Below are 18,385 nucleotides of genomic sequence, written 5' to 3' on the forward strand. Positions count from 1 at the left end.
CAAGAGATGGGGTTGTGGTGATCGTCGCGGAGGGCTTGTCGATCGAGGGGGTGTACCCGGCGGTCTCGCTGAAGGCGGGCCCCGGGACGCTCACGGCGGTCGCCGGGCCGGCGGGCAGCGGGCGTACGAGCCTGCTGCTCACGCTGGCCGGGCGGATGAAGCCGACGACGGGCACGCTCTCCGTCGCCGGCCACGCCAGGCCGCGGGCCATCCGCAAGGTGGCGGCCCTCGCGCTGGTGGACGGCGTGACGGATCTCGACAGGGCGCTGACGGTCAAGGAGCACCTGCGCGAGCGCAGGCGCAAGCCGTACCAGGAAGTCCTGAAGCGGGCGGGGCTCGCGGCGCCGGACATGACGCCGGTGAGCGAGCTGGACCGCGAGCAGCAGGTGCGCCTCGGCGTCGCCCTGGCCCTGCTGGACGAGCCCGCGCTGATCCTCGCCGACAACGTGGACGCGGGCCTGCCCGACGACCGCGTGGGCGAGCTGTGGGACCTCCTGCGCGGCCTCGGCACGGCCGTGGTCGCGAGCTGCGTGCGCCCGCCTGCCCGCTACGACCACCTCGTGGAGCTGTGATGAAGGGCATGCTGCGGTCCCGGTTGACCCGGGCTGCGCTGGCGGCGGTGATCGTGCTGCCGCTCCTATACGCCGGACTGTACCTGTGGTCGTTCTGGGACCCCCAGGGCAACCTGGACCGGGTCCCGGTCGCGCTGGTCATGGAGGACCGTCCGGCCACGGTCGACGGCAAGACCCTGCACGCGGGCCAGGACCTGGCCGACGAGCTGCGCGAGCGCCGGACGTTCGCCTGGCACGAGGCCACGCCCCGGCAGGCGGCCGACGGGGTCGCCGACGGCAGCTACTACCTGTCGCTCACCGTGCCCGCCGACTTCAGCACCCGCCTGGCCTCCCCTTCCGACGACACGACGACCCCCACCCCCGCCCAGCTCGGCCTGCGCGTGGACACCGGCCGCAGCTACATCGTCGGCAGCATCTCCGACGCGGTCTTCAACGAGGTGCGCGCCGCCGCCGAGCGCACGGCCGTCCACGACTACTTCGACAAGGTCTTCGTCTCGATCGGCGACATCCACGACGCCACCACCGAGGCCGCCGACGGCGCCGGCAAGCTGCACGACGGCGCGGTCAAGGCCGGCGACGGCGTCTCCCGGCTCAACTCCGGCCTCGGCACCGCCGAGAACGGCGCCCAGCAGCTCTCGGTCGGCCTGAACAGCGCCAACACCGCCACCGACAAGCTCCGGGACGGCTCGGCGCAGGTCACCGACGGCATCGGCAAGGCGCAGCAGGGCATCGGCGAGCTGCGGGACGGCCTGGCCAAGCTCCGCCGCGAGGGCACCTCCGAGCTGCGCAAGGGCACCCGCAAGGCGGCCGACCAGGTCCACACCCAGACGCGCGCGGTCAACCAGCTCGCCGACAAGTACGTACCGGTGCTGGACGAGTGGGGCCCGAAGGTCGCCGACGCCGCCGAGCAGGTGGCCGACGCCGCCGACCGGCTCGCGGACGGCTCCGGCACGGGCACCGGCGCGACCCGCGCCGCGGGCAGCGCCCGGGAGGCCGCCTCCCAGGCCCAGGCCGCCCTCGACCGCCTCGGCGCGGACGCCGACCCCGAGCTGCGCTCCCTGCTGCGCAGCGCGGCGAACGCCGCGGAACGCGCCGCCGAGCAGGCCGGCTCGGGGGGCACCGGCGGTTCCGGCGGCGCCTCCGCCCTGTCCGCCCAGGCCCGCGAGCTGGCCAGGAACGCCCGGAAGATCGCGGCCGTGGCCCCGCAGATCGGCCCCAAGGTCGACCAGGTCAGGAGCCAGGTGAACGCCCTGGACGACGGCCTGGCCAAGCTGGCCGCCGGCGCGGCGACCGTGGACGCGAGCCTGGCCAAGGCCGGCACCGGCGCGGGCACCCTCTACCAGGGCGCGACCAAGCTGCACGACGGCTCGGCCAAGGTGACCAGCGGGCTCGGGCAGCTCGGCGGCGGCCTGGTCAAGCTGAGCGACGGCGCCGGCACCCTGTACGCCGGGGTCGACCGGCTGCACGACGGCGCGGGCCAGGTCGACAAGGGCATGGACCAGCTCGCCAAGGGATCGAAGGACCTGGCCGGCGGGCTCGGCGAGGGCGCGGAGAAGATCCCCGACTACGACGCCCGGCAGCGGGCCGCCCGCGCCGACGTGATGAGCGACCCGGTGCGGCTGGCCAAGACGGTCGACAACGAGGTCCCCAACTACGGCACCGGCTTCGCGCCGTTCTTCCTGCCGCTGGCGCTCTGGGTGGGCGCGATGATCACGTTCATGGTGCTCAAGCCGTTGAACCAGCGGCGGCTGGCCGGGACGCAGGGCGGGGTGCGCATCGCGCTGGCGGGCTGGCTGCCCGCGGTGGCGCTGGGCGCGGCCCAGGTCGGGGTGCTGGCGGCGGTGCTGCGGTTCGCGCTCGGTCTGGAGGCGGCGCACTGGCTCGGGGTGATCGGGCTGCTGCTGCTGGCGGCGGCCGCGTTCCTGGCGGTGGTGCAGGCGGTCAACGCGCTGCTCGGGCCGCCCGGCCGGGTGGTGGGGCTGGCGCTGCTGATGCTCCAGCTCACCTCGGCGGCGGGGACGTACCCGATCGAGACCTCGCCCGGGTTCTTCCAGACGATCTCGCCGTGGTTGCCGATGAGCTGGGTCGTCTCGGCCCTGCGCAGGCTGATCAGTGGCGGCGATCTGACCGTGGTGTGGCAGGCTTGCGGCGTGCTGTCCGCATTCCTCGTGCTCGGGCTCGCGCTGACCACCCTCGCGGTGGAGCGCGGCCGCGTCTGGTCCATGAAGCGCCTGCACCCCGAGCTGTCGCTGTGAGCAGGCAGGACACCCGGGCGAAGGTGTTCACGGCGGCGGTCGAGCTGATCGCCGAGCAGGGCTACGCGGCCACCACGGTCGACGCGATCGCCGAGCGCGCCGGGGTGGCCAAGGGCACCGTGTTCTACAACTTCGGCAGCAAGGAGGGCCTGTTCTCCGCGCTGCTCGACCACTCGATCGAGCGGCTGGCGGGCGCGCTGGCCGCCGCCGACACCGGGGAGAGCGGCGTGGCCGCCCTCGACTCGGTCGTGCTGGGCCAGCTGCGCTTCTTCGAGGAGCACGGGCCGTTCGCCCGGGTGCTGCTGTCCGAGATGTGGCGCACCGCCTGGCAGGAGGCGGTGGCCCGGCTGCGCGAGAGCGCGCTCGGCGTGTACGCGGGCGTCCTGCGCAGGGCGGCGGCGAGCGGCGAGATCCGCGCCGACCTCGACGTGGAGACGGCGGCGACCGCCCTGTTCGGCATGGTCCTGACGGTCGCCATCGAACGCCGCGCCCTCTACCCCGAGCGGCCGATCGAGCAGACCCACCAGACCCTGGTCGAGCTGCTCCACGGCCGCATCAGGTGAGGCGTCAGCGCACCGGCAGCTCGTAGACGCGGCGCACGCTGCTGCCGAGCTTGCCCACGTCCGCGCCGTACACGTGCAGCGACACCCCGACCTCGTCGCTGGTGTTGAGGACCATGTGGATGTCGCCGGGAGGGGCGAACCCGCTGACCTCGCCCGGCCGGTTGTCGGCCCGTCCGATCTCCACCAGGTGGTCGCCCATGTCGCGGTAGAGGGTCTCGTGCTCGATGCCGCTGAGGATGCCGAACGTGCACCACGAGACGTGGTCGTGGATCACCGTGTACTGGCCGGGACGCCACACGACGGCCACGATCGAGAACTCGTCCTGGGCGTGCAGCAGGTGTGAGGTGTAGCGGTCGGGCGTGCCGAGGCGCTCCTCGGGGGTGAGGACGTCCATGCCGGGCAGCCGGTCGCGCAGCAGGTCGGCCACGGCGAACGCGGTCTCGCGGGCGGGGAGCTTTCTGGCCACGATCTCGGAGATGCCGGACACCAGCACGTCGAGCCCTGGCCTGGTGGTGGTCGCGACCATGTTCACGGTGTCCCCCTAGGGAAAATGCGGCAATTTGTCCTCCCTCTCTACGGTGTCTCAAGTGAATCGATAGGTCCAACAGAAGTCTTCTGGCCCATCGATAGATACGATTGATGAATGCTCGACGTCGCCCGGCTCCGCGTCCTCGTCGCGGTGGCCCGCAAGGGGTCGCTCACCGCGGCCGCCAAGGAGCTCCACTACTCCCAGCCCTCCATCAGCCACCACCTGGCCCGGCTGGAGGCCGAGACCGGCGCCAAGCTCGTCCAGCGGGTGGGCCGCGGCATCCGGCTGACGGAGGCGGGCCGGCTGCTCGCCGACCGGGCCGCCGACATCATCGGCCGGATCGACGCCACGGCCGAGGAGCTGGCCGCCCACGTGGGCCTGCGCGAGGGGCGCGTCCGCCTGGCCGCCTTCCCGTCAGCGCTCGGCACGTTCATCCCGTCCGCCGTCCGCCGCCTGTCGGGCGCCCATCCGGGGCTGCGCATGCAGCTCACCGAGACCGAGCCGCCCGAGGCCCTCAGGCTGCTGCGCGCCGGCCGCGTCGACGTCGCGGTCATGTTCCGGTACGACGACACCGCCCCCGAAGAACCCGGCCTGCACCTGATCCACCTCTTCGACGACCCCAGCTACCTGGTCTCCATCGGGCCCGGCGGCGAGCTGGCCGACCATGCCGACTCCCCCTGGATCGCCGGCTGCGACCGCTGCCGCAGCCACCTGCTCGACATCTGCGCCAAGGCCGGTTTCGAGCCGCGCATCTCCTTCACCAGCGACGACATCGTGGCCGTGCAGGCGCTCGTGGCGGCCGGCATGGGCCTGACCGTGCTGCCCGGCCTGGCGCTCACCGCCCACCGCAACCCCGACGTCGAGGTGACCCAGGTGCCCGGTTCCACCAGGCACGTCTACGCCGCCGTCTACGGCGAGCCGCCCCATCCGCCGGCCACCGGCGCCCTGCTCGAAGCGCTGACGGAAAGCCTGTCACCCGCCCGGGAAAATCGTTGACGACGTCCCTACGATGAGCACATGCCGGACATCACGCATCTCGCACTCTTCTGCGCGGCCACACTCGGGCTGCTGCTGGTCCCCGGACCGGCGGTCCTCTACATCGTCACCCGGAGCGTCTCCCAGGGCCGGTCGGCCGGGCTGGTCTCGGTGCTGGGCGTGCACACCGGCTCGCTGATCCACATCGGCGCGGCGGCCCTCGGCATCAGCGCGCTGATCGCGGCCTCGGCGACCGCGTTCACGGTCGTCAAGTACGTGGGCGTGGCGTACCTGCTCTGGCTCGGCCTGCGCAAGCTGATGAAGCGCGGCGGGGAGTCCGAGGAGGTCGTCGAGCTGAAGGTGCAGTCCAGGCGGCGGCTGTTCTGGGAGGGGTTCGTGGTCAACGTGCTCAACCCGAAGACGGCCGTGTTCTTCCTGACCTTCCTGCCGCTGTTCACCGACCCGGCGGCGGGGCCGGTGGGACCGCAGATCCTCCTGCTCGGCGCGTTGTGGCTGGTGCTCGGGATGGCCAGCGACGGCATGTACGCGCTGCTGTCGTCGGTGCTGGCCGCGCGGCTGCGCGGGTCCGTACGGGCCCGGCGGCGGCTGGACGTGAGCAGCGGCCTGGTGTACCTCGGGCTGGCCGCCTGGCTCACAACTGAGAAGGCATGACAAGCCGGGAAATTTTGCGTCCATGATGCGATAGTGAGATCAATCGGGGGACGAAAAGCCGGGACGTAGCAGCTAGGCGGACCCATGGACGCGCCACCGCACCGCCTCGGCCTCGAACGAGTCGTCGAGGTCTACTCGGGTCACGACGACGTGGTCGGCGTGACCGGAACCGGCCATGTGGTCGGCCCGGAGCTCGTGCTGACCTCGTCCCTGGTGGTGGACCCCGGAGCGCCCTGTCACGTGCGCCCGCCGTGGTCGTCCCGGTGGGCGGCGGCCGAGCAGGTCTGGCGCGGGCACGGCGCGGCGCTGCTGCGGGTGCCCGGACCGCCGTGGGCCGACGTCCCCGGCATCGGGCACGTCCGGTGGGCCGTTCTGGCCGGGGAGCGGGTGCCGTGCCTGGCCATGGGGTTCCCGCGGGCGCGGCGGAGGGCGGGGTTCAGGGACGTCCGGGTGCTGTCCGGCCTGGCCGACGCCCCCGCGGGTCCGGCGTCGCGGACGTTCTCCATGGACGTGCTCAGCCCCTCGCCTCCCATGGACGTGCGGGCGGGTCTGACCGGGGCCGCGGTGCTGGCCGAGCCCGCCGGGCAGGTCGCCGCCGTCGTCGTCGCCTCGGCCGCCGGGCCCGCCGGGACGCGGCTCGACGCGGTGCCCGTGCGCGTGCTGCTGGGCGACGACCGGTTCCGCGAGCTCACCGGGACGCCGCCGGGCCCGCTGGAGAGCGTTTCCGCCGGTGACGGGCGGGTGGTCCTGCCCGGGCTGCTGCTGCCGGCGCGTGAGCCGTTGCCGTCCGACTGCCCCGACTGGCGGCTGCTGCTGCCGCGGCACGCCGTGGTGCCGTACGCGGGGCGCGGCGGGCAGCTCGCGGCCCTGCGCGCCTGGGCCGCGGAACCGACCGCGCTGTCGGTCGCGGTGGTGACCGGGCGGAGCGGCACGGGCCGTACCCGGCTGGCCGGGGAGCTGTGCGAGGAGCTGCGGGAAGCGGGCTGGGACGCCGGTTTCCTGGCCCTGGACGCCGCGCTCGCCGCCCTGTCCGGGCCCGAGGCGGTGCCGCTGGAGGCGGTGCGGCCCTCGCTCGTCGTCGTGGAGTCGCCGGGGCCGTCCGCTCCGCTGGTGGGCGAGCTGATACGGCGGCTGGCCAAACACGGGCACAACCCCCGCGTACGGGTGCTGTTGCGGGCCCGCGAGCCCGGCGACGCGGAGTGGTGGCGGCGGCTGGACACGGCGGCGGGCGGCTGGCTGCGCCGGCTCAACACCACGACCGTGCAGCTCAACCAGCATCCGCTCACCCTGAACGAGCGCACCGAGCACGCGTTCACGGCCATGAAGGCGTTCGCGCCGAGCCGGGCCGCGCTGCCCACTCCCCCGCGCCTGGACGACCCCGAGTACGGCCTGCCGCTCCGCGTCCACCTGGCGGCCCTGCTGCGGCTGCGCGGCGGCGAGACTGAGGTCCTGCCCGCGCCCGCCGTCCCCGGCACCCTGCCGGGCGGCGGCCTCGGCGCCCCGCCCTACCGGACGGCGCCGGAGCCCTGGAACGCCTTCCGTCCCGGCGGCCGGGGCGGGACCCGGACGCGTCCGTTGGCCGGCTCCGGCGAGGAACTGCTCGGCCGCTTCCTCGACCGCGAACGCGACCAGTGGGCCACCGTCTGGCCCGCCGGCCGCGAACAGGTGGACGAGGTCACCGCCCGGCAGGCCGTCGCCCTGCTCACGCTCACCGCCCCCACCCCCGCCGAGCTGCCCGGCCTGCTGTCGGCCGTGCCCGCCCTGCACGGCGATCCCCATGCGGCTGAGGTCGTCGCCGACTGGCTGGGGCGCGTCTTCCCCGGCGTGGACCGGCTGTGCCCGCTCGGGCCCGACCTGGTCGCCGAGCAGGCGCTCGCCGAGACCGAGGACCTGGACGCGCTGGTCCTGGCCGTGCACGACCACGAGCGGCGCTCGCCGGGGCACCTGGTGCGGCTGCTCGACGTGCTCCGGCTGGGCGCGGGGCGGGAGGAGGTGGGGCGGGCGCTGCGGGTGCTGGTGACGTCCAGGATCGGGGCGCTGGTCGCGGAGGCGGCGGCGAACCCCGCCACCCGGCTCGGCGACCTCCTCAACGCCGCACTCACGATGCTGCCGGACGACCGCGCGACGGTCGCGGCCGCGGCCACACTGCCGGGCGCGGCGGTGGCCGCGCTGCCGGATGCGGCGCGGGCGGGGGCGCCGCTCGGGCTGCGGGCTCTTGAGGTGACGCTGGCCGAGCTGGCCGTGCGGCATTTCCGGGAGGGGGGCGGACGGACCGCGCTGGCGGGTGCGCTGTCGCGGCTGTCGGCCCGGCTGGCGACCGTGGGACGGGTGGGTGAGGCGGTGGTGGCCGCCGCCGAGGCCGTGGAGATCTTCGCCGCCGCGCCCCCGTACGAGGAGGCGGCCGGTCAGGCGGAGGCGCTGTTCGTCCTGGGCGCGTGCCTGCTGCTCGCGGGCGAGTCCGGCAGCGCTCTCAGACCCGCTCAGGAGGCGGCGACCCGGTTCCGCATCCTGGCCGAGGACGACCCCCGGTACGCGGGGCGGGCGGCTCGGGCGTACCACAACCTGACGTGCGCGCTCCTGGACTCGGGGCGGACGGGCGAGGCGGTGGAGGCGTTCGCGGCGGCGGGCGGGGACGACGAGGTCGCCGCCGCTCTGGCGGGCGTCCTCACAGTGAGTGTCTTCCCGACGCTCCCCCTCCCCGAGCCACCCACCCCCGTCCGAGCCCCGACACCCGCCCCCCACGAACAGCCCCCCACATCCGGCGCCCTCGAACAGACCTCCACATCCGCCGCCATTGGGCAGCCCCCCACGCCCGGCGTGCCCGGACGGACCCCTACACCTGACGCCCTCGACCAGCCCCCCGAATCCGGCACCATGGGACAGTCCCCCACGCCCCGCATCTTCGGACAGACCTCCGCCCCCGGCCTCCTCGGGCCAGGCACCATGCCCGGTGTCGTCAGGCGGGCCCCCGCCCCCATCCCGCCCCTCGACTTCGGCGGCCCCGATGCTGAGGCGATGGCCGAACTGGCCGCCTGTCTCGTCGTGGCGGCCACGGCGGCCGTGGCGGGGGCGGCTCCGACCGATCGGGACCTGGCTCAACGGCTGTGCCTGCTGGCCGCGTGGCTCGGGGAGCACGGCAGGGCGGCCGAGGCCGTCGCCCCCGCCGCCGAGGCCGTCGTACGGCTGCGCGGACTGGCGGGCGAGGAGCCGGGCCTGCGGCAGCTGCTGGCCGAGGCCGCGGGCCTGCTGGCCGGCTTCCACCGCGACCTGGACGACCTGGACCAGGCCGAACGGTTCGCCGCCGAGGCCGTGCGCAGCCTGCGCGCGCTGGTCGCGCTCGAACCCGACGAGCACCGCCCGTCCCTGGCCGCCCAGCTCCTGGACCTGGGCGAGCTGCTGCTGACCGACGGCCGCCCGCACGAGGCGCTCGACCCGCTCCAGGACGCCGCGATCCTCGCCGCCGAGCTGGACGGACCACGGCACACGGCCGCCAGGGCCCGCTCCAGGCACCTCCTCGGCCTCTGCCTGGCCGAGCTCGACCGTCCCGCCGACGCCCGTGCCCACATGGAGGCGGCGGCCGGGTTCTATGACGTTCTGAGCGCCGATGACCCGTCCTGTCGGCGGCACCGGGACGAGGTCCGGGCCTGGCGGGAATCGACGGACGCCCCCGCCACCGCCACCGGGGAGGCCGAGCAACCCTGGATGCTGTCCCTGATCACCCCGCCTCCCGACGTGGCCAGAGCCGAACGACACCTCGCCGAACGCCGCGCCGCCGTGGAGGGCGCGGAGGGCGCGGAGGGCGCGGCCGGGCCGGAGATCGCGCAGGTGCACGCGTACGTCGCCGCCCAGGCGGCGCTGGCCCGCGCCTGGGCCGACACGGGACGCCCCCGCGACGGGTTCCTGCTCGCGACGCAGGCCACCGACCTGCTGCACCGACCGCCGCCGGTCACGTACGCCCCGAAGGCGGACGTCCGGGTGACGGACGGCCAGGTGACGAGCGCCCCGACCATGGGGGACTCGAAGGCGATCAGCCCGGAGGCGAGCGGTCCCGAGATGGGCCGTCCCGAGACGGGTGGTCCGACGGCGGGGGGTTCGGTGGCGGGTGGTGCGGGGGTGGGCGGGAGTGTGGTGGGTGGGGTGGTGGCGGGGGCGCTAGGGCGGGCGCTCGTGGGGCTGGGGCGTCATCAGGAGGCGTTGCCGTGGTTGCGGGCCGCCGTCGAGTCGTACGGGCCGCAGGCCGAGGTCAGCTTCGTGGTGCAGCAGGAGCTGGCGAAGCTGCTCGTCCTGGAGATCGTCGCGCTGGACCGCACCGGCCACCTGGACGCCGCCGACGCCGAGGCGGAACGGCTGGTCGCGGTGTGCGAGGGCCTGGTGGCCGAGCGCCTGGAGTCCCCGATCGCGCTGGCGGGCGCGCTGCGCCTGCACGCCGGCCTCCGCCGGTCGCGCGGGAACGTGGAAGGAGCGCTCCAATCGGTCACCCGCGCCCTGGACATCCTCGTCCCGGAGCCGCCCGAGCGCACCCGCCTGCTGACCGCCACCTGCCTGGAGCTCAGCGGCCTGTGCCACGCAGACCTGGACGAACGCGACCTCGCCGCCGCCGAGCTGGCCAAGGGCATCGCCCTGACGGCCGAGGACGGCCCGCTCACCCGCGACCTGACCGGCGTGCACGTGCAGGCCCTGGCCCGCCTGGCCAGACTCCGCGTGACCGGACACGGCCCGTCCGCCGGGATCGACCTGTACGCCCAGCTTCTCCGAGTACGTCCGCTGCCACGCCCCGACGTGCTCACGACAGTCGTGGACGAGCTGTCGGCCCACCTGCGCACGGCCACCGCCAGGACGGCTGTCAGGCTGCTGCCGCAGCTCACGGCGTTCGCCGAGGCGTTGGAGCACTGGGCTCCGGTCAGCGAGAACCCGCTGATCCATGAACGGTTCGGCCGCTGCCTGATGCTGAGCGGCGGGACGGCGGCCCCGGCCGTACGCGTCCACAAGGGGCTGGCCGCGATCGACCCCCGCCACCGGCGCTCCCTGGGCCTGGCGCTGGCCGCGATCGGCGACGCCGACCTGGCCACCTTGGAGCAGGCCGTCGACCTGCTGTCCGAGGACGGGAGGGCGCTGACCGAGACGCTGAACAGGTACGCGGTCAGGCTGCTGGAGGCCGGCCGGGCCGTGGAGGCGCTGGCCCACGCCGAACGCGCCGCCGACCTCTGCGACGAGCTGGACGAGCCCGCCGTCGCCGCCGTCACGTACGCCCAGCTCGGCGCGGCGCTGGCCGCCCTGGACCGCCCGCAGGCCGCGTTGGAGGCGGTGACCTGGTCCCTGGCCGAACAGGAACGCGCCACGCGGGAGGAGAGCGGGCAGGGGCGGGGTGGTGAGGCCGGGCTGCTCGGGGTGCGCGCGCAGGCGATCCAGGTGCGCGGGCAGGTGCTGCGCGCGTCCGGCAGGACGCAGGAGGCGCTGGCCGACCTGACGGAGGCCATGCGGCTCCACGTCCGGCTCGCCCGGCCCGCGGCGGCGGCCGAGGTGGCCGGGACGATCGCCGACGACCTGCTGGCCGCCGGGCGTCCCGAGGAGGCCGCCGAGTACGCCAGGATCGCCGTCACCGGCCATCCGCCGCGCACGCTCAGGCACGCCCTCGCCACCCAGCGCCTGGTCAGGTGCCACATGATGCTGGGCGAGGCGCGTGAGGCGGGCGTGCTGGCCGAGGAGCTGATCCGGCTGGCCAGGCGGACACCGGGCGACCTGACGTACCGGGCGATCCTGGCCGATTCGCTGGCGCAGAGCTCGGAGCTGCTGCCCCTGCTGCGGCCCGGCGCGGCGGCGGAGGCCGAGGCGCGGGCCCGCGAGGCCATCGCGATCTACGACGAGCTGCTGACCACGGGCATGAACGCGGAGGCGCTGCACGTCAGCCGGGCGGGCGCCGGGCTCACGCTGGCCGCCGCGCTCCGGCTCCGCGAGCAGCCGGCGGAGGCGGTGGGGCCGCTGCGCGAGGCCGTCGCCGTGCTCGAACGCCATGCCCCCGCGAACCCCCTGCTCGGCGGCATCCTTTCCCGGGCGATGCTCATGCTGGGCGACGCCCTGATGGAGTCGGGACGGGCGCTGGAGGCGAGCCTGGTCTTCCATCGCGGCGCCCAGGTCATCGGCGACGAGCCGGCCGCCGCCGTCGCCCACGCCCGGCTCGGCTTCTGCCAGCAGGAACTGGGTAGGGACGACGCGGCCGACACCGCGCTCCGGGTCGCCCACGGCCTGCTACGCGGCCTCCTGACCACAGGCGACCCCACCACCGGCGCGAACGACGGACACCTCGAAGGTCGCGAACACGACGAGAACCGCGAGCTGACCGAGCTGCTCCGCGACGTGCTACGCGGCCGGCTGGGGCTTCTGGAGAAGTCCGGCAGGCGCGAGGAGGCGTCCCAGGTGGCTGCCGAGCTACGAGCGACCTAGCAGCCCCCGCGCGGAACGCGCCCACAGCGACGGCACCGCGCCCGGCAAAGGACAGGCCGCGGGTGGCGGTGCCGGCCCTAGGGAGGGGTGGTCAGTGGGTGGTGGCGGACTCGGCGGTTTGTCTGGCCCAGCGGTAGTCGGCCTTGCCGGCCGGGGAGCGCACCATCTCCTCCACGAACGCGTACGAACGCGGCACCTTGTACCCCGACAACGACGCCCGGCAGTGGACGTCCAGCTCGGCGGCGGTCAGCTCGACGCCGGGGCGCGGCTCGACCACGGCCGCCACTCTGCTCCCCCACCGGTCGTCCGGCACACCGGTCACCACCGCGTCGAACACGGCCGGATGCCCCTTGAGCACGGCCTCGACCTCCTCCGGGAACACCTTCTCGCCCCCGGTGTTGATGCACTGCGAGCCCCGGCCGAACACGTGCACGGTGCCGTCGGCGTCCACGGTCGCCAGGTCGCCGGTGAGCAGCCAGCGGGTGCCGTCGGGGTCGGTGACGAACGTGCGTGCCGACTTGTCCGGGTCGTTGTAGTAGCCGAACGCCACCCGCCCTGACCTGGCCACCGTCCCCATCTGCCCCGAACCCGGCGGAACGGGACGTCCCCGCTCGTCCAGGACGCTGATCCTGGCCGACGGGTTGGGCTGGTAGCGCAGCCCGGTCTCGGGCGTGGAGCCGGGCAGCGCGGAGGCGGTGTAGCCGGACTCCGTCGAGCCGAAGCTGTCCACGATCATGACGCCGGGCAGCAGGCTCTGGAGCCGGTCGCGGACCGCGCCGCTCAGGATCGCGCCGGTCGAGCTGACCACGAACAGCGACGACAGGTCGTACGTGCCCGTCTCCAGCGCCTCGGCCAGCGGCCTGGCCATGGCGTCGCCCGTGATGCTGACGGTGAGCACGCGCTCGCGCTCGACCGCCCGCCACACCTCCCCGGCGTCGAACCTGGGGACGAGCACCATCGTGCCGCCCGACCACCAGCTGATGAACGTGGCCATCTGCGCGGCCCCGTGCATGAGCGGCGACGTGGCCATCATGACCATCGGGCCGGCCTTGACGGCTTCGTCCACGACCTCCTGCGGCGTGGCGCGCGGGTCGCCGTACGGGTTGCCGCCGCCGAAGGCCATGAACAGGTCCTCGACGTGCCACATCGCGCCCTTGGGCATGCCGGTGGTGCCGCCGGTGTAGATGATGTAGACGTCCTGGCCGGTGCGCGGGGCGAAGCCGCGCTCCGGCTTGCCGCGCTCCAGCGCCGCCGCGTACGGCACCGCGGAGGCGATCGACGACTCGCCCCCGACCGCGATCAGATGGTCCAGCAGCGGCGCCTGGTGCGCGACGGCGGCCACGCGCGGGTCGAACTCGACGTCGTAGACCAGCGCGCGCAGGTCGGCGTCCTGGTAGAGGTAGAGCAGCTCGGCCTCGACGTACCGGTAGTTGACGTTGATCGGCACGGCCCGGATCTTGAGCGCGGCCAGCAGCCCGGCCAGGTACTCCACGCCGTTGTACAGGTGCAGCCCGACGTGCTGGCCCGGCCCGACGCCCAGGTCGGTCAGGTAGTGGGCGAGCCGGTTGGCCTCGGCGTCCAGCTCGGCGTAGGTGCGCCGGTCGGCGCCGCAGATGACGGCGGTGCGGTCCCCGATCGCGTCGGCGAGCGCCTCGAACAGGTCCGCGTGGTTGAACTCCATCAGGGCTTCTCCCGTCCGACGATCCACATCGCGAAGAACTGGGCTCCGCCGCCGTAGGCGTGGCCGAGCGCCGTGCGGGCGCCGTCCACCTGGTGCTCGCCGGCCTGGCCGCGGACCTGGAGGGCGGCCTCGGCGAACCTGATCAGCCCCGAGGCCCCGATCGGGTTGCTGGACAGCACGCCGCCCGAGGCGTTCCACGGGATGTCGCCGTCGAGGGCGGTGGCGCCGGACTCGGTCAGCTTCCAGCCCTCGCCTTCCGCCGCGAACCCGAGGTTCTCCAGCCACATCGGCTCGTACCAGGAGAAGGGCACGTACACCTCGGCCACGTCGATCTCGCGGCGCGGGTCGGTGACGCCGGCCTGGCGGTAGACGTCGGCGGCGCAGTCCTTGCCGCCCTGGGGGCTGACGGTGTCGCGGCCGGCCCGGAAGATGGGCTCCGAGCGCATGGCGGTGCCGTGCACCCAGGCGGGGGTGCCGGTGACCTTGTGCTCGGCGGCCAGGACCATCGCGCAGGCGCCGTCGCTGGACGGGCAGGTCTCCAGGTAGCGGATCGGCTCCCAGAGCATCGGCGTGGACTCGACCATCTTCTGGTCGATGCCGGGGATCCTGAGGTGGGCGTAGGGGTTCTTCAGCGCGTTCAGCCGGTCCTTGACGGCGACCAGCGTGCCGACGTGGCCGGGCGCGCCCGACCTGCGCATGTACTCGCGGATGTGCGGCGCGAAGTAGCCGCCCGCGCCGACCACGAGCGACGCGCTGAAGGGCAGGTGGGTGGAGAGCGCCCAGGTCGCGTTGGACTCCGACTGCTTCTCGAAGGCCACGACGAGCACCCGTTCGTGCACGCCGCCCTGGATGAGGCTCGCGCCGACCAGCGCCGTCGAGCCGCCGACGCTGCCCGCGGTGTGCACCCGCATCATCGGCTTGCCCGCCGCGCCGAGCGCGTCGGCCAGGTACGCCTCGGGCATCATCACGCCCTCGAACAGGTCGGGCGCCTTGCCGACCACGACGGCGTCGATGTCCTTGAACGTCAGCCCCGCGTCCTCCAGGGCCCGCAGCGCCGCCTCGCGGACCAGGCCCGCGATGGAGACGTCCCTGCGCTTGGTGGTGTAGTGCGTCTGCCCGACCCCGATCACCGCGCACCGGTTGCCCATGATTCACGCCTCCAGGACCGTGACGAGGTTGTGCTGAAGGCAGGGGCCGCCGGCGGCGTGCCCGACGGTGCGGCTCGCGCCGCCGTCCAGGATGCGCCGCGCGGCCTCGCCGATGCGGATGAGCCCCGTGGCCATGACGGGGTTGGCGGCGAGCGGGCCGCCGGAGGGGTTGATCACCGTGTCGCCGCCCAGTTCGAGCGCCGATCGGAGGATCAGCTCCTCGTGGGGGAACTGGGCGTGCAGTTCGGCCACCTCGACCGGGCCCTTGCCGACCCCGGCGGCTCGGGCGGCGTCGGCGGCGGAGGCCGAGCGGGCCAGGTCCCGCATGCCCAGGTAGTGGGGCTCGATGCGATGGGCGATGCCCCTGATGAAGGCGGGACGGCTGGTGAGCCGCCGGGCCAGTTCGTCCGTGGCGAGCACGATCGCCGCCGCGCCGTCCGTGATGGGCGGCACGTCCGTTCTTCTGAGGGGTTCGACGGCGACGTCCTCGCCGTCCGGTTCGGGCAGGTCGAGCGCGTACGGGTTGCTTCTGCCGTCCGCCCTGGACCTGCGGACGATCTCGTCGAGGTGCTTCCTGTCCGCGTCGAGCGCGTTCGCCTGGAGTGCGGCCAGGGAGAGCTGGTCGAGACCGAGGGGTTCCAGGTAGTAGGGGTCGAGCTGGAGGGTCATGATCGTGCGGAGGTCGCCGAGCGACGACTTGCCGAAGCCGTAGACCAGGGCCGAGTCGATGTCACCGTGCTGGAGGCGGACCCACGCCTCGTACAGGGCCCAGGCGCCGTCCATCTCGACGTGGCTCTCGGAGACGGGCGGCCAGGCGCCGAGCGCGTCGAGGGCGCTGACGAACGAGAACGGGGCCCCGGCCAGGTAGTCGCAACTTCCCGAGCAGGTGAAGCCGAACCTGGTCAGCCCGGTCCGCTCCTTGACCTCGCTGATCACGGGCAGGATCAGCTCGGGCTCGGTGAGCCCGGTGTCGTGGTCGGTGTGGACGGTCTGCGCGAACGCGACGATCGCGACCTCTCTCATGACAGCTCCACGTCGGGCTCGCCGGTGGGGGCGAACCAGCGGATGTTCGCCATGGACTTGCTCCGCTCCTCCTCGGGCACCCAGACGGCCCTGACCCGCATGCCCTGGCGCACCTCGTGCGCGGGTACGTCGCCGATGAGCGCGATCATGGGGATGTCGGCGTGGTCGAGCAGGATGTAGGCGGAGACGAACGGCACTTCCGGAGCGCGCGGATCCGGCAGGTTGTTGATGGCGAACGTGGTGATCGTCCCGGTGTCGGGGAGTTCGAGCGTCTCCGGGATGAGACCTCCGCATTGGGGGCAGGACATCCGGTAGGGCACGTACACCTGGTCGCACTGCTCGCAGCGTCCGCCGAGGAAGACGCCGCGCTCGACGCCCTCCAGGAAGACGCGGAGCGAGCCGCCCGCCTGGAGGCGGTACTCGGCGCGCACGTTGGACACGATCTTCGTGACCTCGGGCGCGAAGTGGGCGATGTCGGTGATGTGGCCGGTGGGCCGGTCGCGCCACACCGGCCAGACGCGGGAGCCCTTCGACAACGCCTTGGGGTTGTCGGCGGCGACGGCGTGCACGAGCGCGGTGTCGGCGCCGTCCAGCAGGATCGTGGCCCAGGCGAAGGGCTGGTCGAGCGGGTGGTTCGCCAGGGGCTCGGGCACCCAGGCCCAGGAGGTGACCGTGCCGGCCGGGCCGACCTCGACGTACTCGGAGGTGACGGATTCGCCGGTGGCGGGGTCGTATTCGAGGGGCGGTACGAGGACCTTGCCCTCTTTCGTACGCACTCCGACGATGCGGCGGCCACGTAGCTCGGTGAGGAAACGCCCGATCACCGGCCCGGTCGTCCGGGTGTAGCCGCCGGGGAACTCCAGGACATGCTGGGCGACCAGCGGGTCGTCAGATGGCACGGTCGTGACCCTCCCAGTACGGTGCGCGGAGCTTGCGTTTGAGCAGCTTGCCGTTGGGCTCGCGGGGCATCTCGGCGATGAAGTCGATGCTCTTGGGCCACTTCATCCGGGCCAGGCGGCCCTCCAGTGAGGCGATCAGCTCGGCGGCGAGCCCGGGCCCCGGCGGCACGCCCGGCGCGGGCTCGACGACCGCCTTGATCTGCTCGCCCCACTCCTCGTCCGGGATGCCGAACACGGCCACGTCCGCGACCTTGGGATGGACCATGAGCTCGTTCTCGATCTCGGCCGGGTAGATGTTCGTCCCGCCGGAGATGATCATGTCGGCCTTGCGGTCGCAGAGGAAGAGGAAGCCGTCCTCGTCCAGGTATCCGATGTCGCCGACCGTGAAGTAGTCCTTGAGCCGGTTCGCGGCGGTCTTGGCGGGGTCGCCCTTGTACTCGAAGGGCACGCCCATCATCTTCATGTAGATCGTCCCTGGCGTGCCGGTCGGGACGGGTTCGCCCTGGTCGTCCGCGATCAGCAGCTCACTGATGGGCCAGGCGGAGCCGACCGTGCCCGGGTGCGACTTCCAGCCCTCGGGCGTGGCCAGGGTGCCGCCGCCCTCGGTGGCCGCGTAGTACTCGTAGATGCAGTCGCCCCACCACTCGAACATCGCCCATTTGACCGGGACCGGGCAGGGGGCGGCGGCGTGGATCATCCACTTGAGCGAGGACAGGTCGTACTTGGCCCTGGTGGCCTCGGGGAGCGCGAGCAGGCGCTTGAAGTGCGTGGGGACCAGGTGGGAGTTCGTGACGCGGTAGCGCTCGCACAGCCGGAGCGTCTCCTCGGCGTCCCACTTGTCCATGTAGACGAGGGTGTGGCCCATGTGCAGGGCGCTGCCGCCGAACTGGGTGACGGCGGTGTGGTAGCTCGGCGAGGTGACCAGGTGCGCGTTGGGCGGTCCGGCCGTGATGCCGAACAGGCCGAGCAGGAAGGTCATCAGCTCGGCGCCGTCGTCGGGGTCGAGGCCGCTCAGCGTGCGCCTGACGCCCTTGGGCCTGCCGGTGGTGCCCGAGGTGTAGTGCATGGTGGCGCCGGCCGTGCGGTCGGGCGGCGCGGTGTCCGGCTGCCCGCCGGTCAGGTCGTCCGCCGGGCGGAAGCCGTCCTGCCGGCCGTCCCCGAGGAGGAAGCGGCGGTGCGGCTCGATCGCCTCGGCTCCCCTGGCGCCCTCCTGGAGGAACCGGGGGTGGACGAAGAACGCCTTGGCCTCGCTGTCGGACACGATGTAGGCGATCTCCGGGCCGGTCAGGTGCCAGTTGATCGGCGTGTAGTACCAGCCCGCCTGGAGCGCGGCCAGATAGAGGACGAGGCCGTCCGCGCCGTTCGGCACCAGGCCGCAGATGCCGTCGCCCGGCTGGAGGCCGAGCTCGCGTAATCCGTGGACGAGGCGGTTCGAGCGGGCCAGGAGGTCACCCGCGCGGTGCTCCGTGCCGTCGGGGTCGACGGCCGCGATCCACTCGGGATCCGCCTGCGCCAGCCTCCAGAATCCGAGCGTGCCCATCTGATCTCCTCAGCTCAGGCGTAGCAAAACAGGAACTTGTTCTCGTTTGCTGTGCGGAGCGTATCCCGCGGGTAAAGTCCGTAGCAA

Annotated in this window: 12 protein-coding genes; 6 read left to right on the forward strand and 6 right to left on the reverse strand. The window is 73.6% G+C overall.

Features of this window, described 5'->3' with window-relative positions; all coding sequences use genetic code 11:
• The first annotated feature begins 17 nt into the window (after positions 1–17).
• The 3 genes from ABZ815_RS27930 to ABZ815_RS27940 are packed head-to-tail and all read left to right on the forward strand — an operon-like array spanning position 18 to position 3,390.
• Positions 18–572: an ATP-binding cassette domain-containing protein gene (locus ABZ815_RS27930; protein WP_357702910.1), complete on the forward strand. Its 555-nt coding sequence runs from the start codon at positions 18–20 to the stop codon at positions 570–572.
• Entirely contained in the window at positions 572–2,827 is a 2,256-nt protein-coding gene (locus ABZ815_RS27935) for a YhgE/Pip domain-containing protein (RefSeq protein ID WP_357702912.1), read from the forward strand. The genes ABZ815_RS27930 and ABZ815_RS27935 overlap by 1 nt, the downstream gene beginning before the upstream one ends.
• Positions 2,824–3,390, forward strand: a complete 567-nt coding sequence (locus ABZ815_RS27940) for a TetR/AcrR family transcriptional regulator (RefSeq protein WP_357702914.1) — start codon at positions 2,824–2,826, stop codon at positions 3,388–3,390. Before ABZ815_RS27935 ends, ABZ815_RS27940 begins: the two co-directional genes overlap by 4 nt.
• Positions 3,391–3,394: 4 nt before the next feature.
• Here the strand turns inward: ABZ815_RS27940 and ABZ815_RS27945 are convergent, their stop codons facing one another.
• Entirely contained in the window at positions 3,395–3,916 is a 522-nt protein-coding gene (locus ABZ815_RS27945; RefSeq protein WP_357703067.1) for a cysteine dioxygenase family protein, read from the reverse strand.
• A gap of 117 nt (positions 3,917–4,033) precedes the next feature.
• Between ABZ815_RS27945 and ABZ815_RS27950 the strand changes: the two genes are divergently transcribed.
• From ABZ815_RS27950 to ABZ815_RS27960, 3 genes are all read left to right on the forward strand, one after another.
• Entirely contained in the window at positions 4,034–4,915 is an 882-nt protein-coding gene (locus ABZ815_RS27950) for a LysR family transcriptional regulator (RefSeq protein ID WP_357702916.1), read from the forward strand.
• A gap of 21 nt (positions 4,916–4,936) precedes the next feature.
• The gene (locus tag ABZ815_RS27955; RefSeq protein ID WP_357702918.1) at positions 4,937–5,566 is read left to right on the forward strand and encodes a LysE family translocator; all 630 of its coding nucleotides are present in this window, start codon (positions 4,937–4,939) and stop codon (positions 5,564–5,566) included.
• An 84-nt stretch (positions 5,567–5,650) separates the two neighbouring features.
• Positions 5,651–12,007 carry a tetratricopeptide repeat protein gene (locus tag ABZ815_RS27960; RefSeq protein WP_357702920.1) on the forward strand — a complete coding sequence of 2,119 codons (6,357 nt, stop codon included), beginning with the start codon at positions 5,651–5,653 and terminating at the stop codon, positions 12,005–12,007.
• Positions 12,008–12,098: 91 nt separating this feature from the next.
• Here the strand turns inward: ABZ815_RS27960 and ABZ815_RS27965 are convergent, their stop codons facing one another.
• The 5 genes from ABZ815_RS27965 to ABZ815_RS27985 are packed head-to-tail and all read right to left on the reverse strand — an operon-like array spanning position 12,099 to position 18,298.
• Positions 12,099–13,688 (reverse strand): acyl-CoA synthetase, encoded by a 1,590-nt coding sequence (locus ABZ815_RS27965; RefSeq protein ID WP_357702921.1) that lies wholly within the window; start codon positions 13,686–13,688, stop codon positions 12,099–12,101.
• On the reverse strand, positions 13,688–14,836 hold the full coding sequence (locus ABZ815_RS27970) for a thiolase domain-containing protein (protein WP_357702923.1): 1,149 nt from the start codon (positions 14,834–14,836) through the stop codon (positions 13,688–13,690). Before ABZ815_RS27970 ends, ABZ815_RS27965 begins: the two co-directional genes overlap by 1 nt.
• A gap of 3 nt (positions 14,837–14,839) precedes the next feature.
• The gene (locus ABZ815_RS27975) at positions 14,840–15,859 is read right to left on the reverse strand and encodes a thiolase domain-containing protein (protein ID WP_357702925.1); all 1,020 of its coding nucleotides are present in this window, start codon (positions 15,857–15,859) and stop codon (positions 14,840–14,842) included.
• The gene (locus tag ABZ815_RS27980; RefSeq protein WP_357702927.1) at positions 15,856–16,758 is read right to left on the reverse strand and encodes an OB-fold domain-containing protein; all 903 of its coding nucleotides are present in this window, start codon (positions 16,756–16,758) and stop codon (positions 15,856–15,858) included. Before ABZ815_RS27980 ends, ABZ815_RS27975 begins: the two co-directional genes overlap by 4 nt.
• Positions 16,748–18,298 (reverse strand): acyl-CoA synthetase, encoded by a 1,551-nt coding sequence (locus ABZ815_RS27985; protein ID WP_357702929.1) that lies wholly within the window; start codon positions 18,296–18,298, stop codon positions 16,748–16,750. The genes ABZ815_RS27980 and ABZ815_RS27985 overlap by 11 nt, the downstream gene beginning before the upstream one ends.
• Between the last annotated feature and the right edge of the window lie 87 nt (positions 18,299–18,385).

This window comes from Nonomuraea sp. NPDC047529 (genome assembly GCF_040642995.1).
Classification (GTDB): domain Bacteria; phylum Actinomycetota; class Actinomycetes; order Streptosporangiales; family Streptosporangiaceae; genus Nonomuraea.

Bases quoted from the DNA above. Each gene is read 5' to 3' on its own strand.
- ABZ815_RS27935 (WP_357702912.1), top strand. From the start codon at position 572: ATGAAGGGCATGCTGCGGTCCCGGTTGACCCGGGCTGCGCTGGCGGCG.
- ABZ815_RS27945 (WP_357703067.1), bottom strand. From the start codon at position 3,916: ATGGTCGCGACCACCACCAGGCCAGGGCTCGACGTGCTGGTGTCCGGC.
- ABZ815_RS27950 (WP_357702916.1), top strand. From the start codon at position 4,034: ATGCTCGACGTCGCCCGGCTCCGCGTCCTCGTCGCGGTGGCCCGCAAG.
- ABZ815_RS27955 (WP_357702918.1), top strand. From the start codon at position 4,937: ATGCCGGACATCACGCATCTCGCACTCTTCTGCGCGGCCACACTCGGG.
- ABZ815_RS27960 (WP_357702920.1), top strand. From the start codon at position 5,651: ATGGACGCGCCACCGCACCGCCTCGGCCTCGAACGAGTCGTCGAGGTC.
- ABZ815_RS27965 (WP_357702921.1), bottom strand. From the start codon at position 13,688: ATGGAGTTCAACCACGCGGACCTGTTCGAGGCGCTCGCCGACGCGATC.
- ABZ815_RS27970 (WP_357702923.1), bottom strand. From the start codon at position 14,836: ATGGGCAACCGGTGCGCGGTGATCGGGGTCGGGCAGACGCACTACACC.
- ABZ815_RS27975 (WP_357702925.1), bottom strand. From the start codon at position 15,859: ATGAGAGAGGTCGCGATCGTCGCGTTCGCGCAGACCGTCCACACCGAC.
- ABZ815_RS27985 (WP_357702929.1), bottom strand. From the start codon at position 18,298: ATGGGCACGCTCGGATTCTGGAGGCTGGCGCAGGCGGATCCCGAGTGG.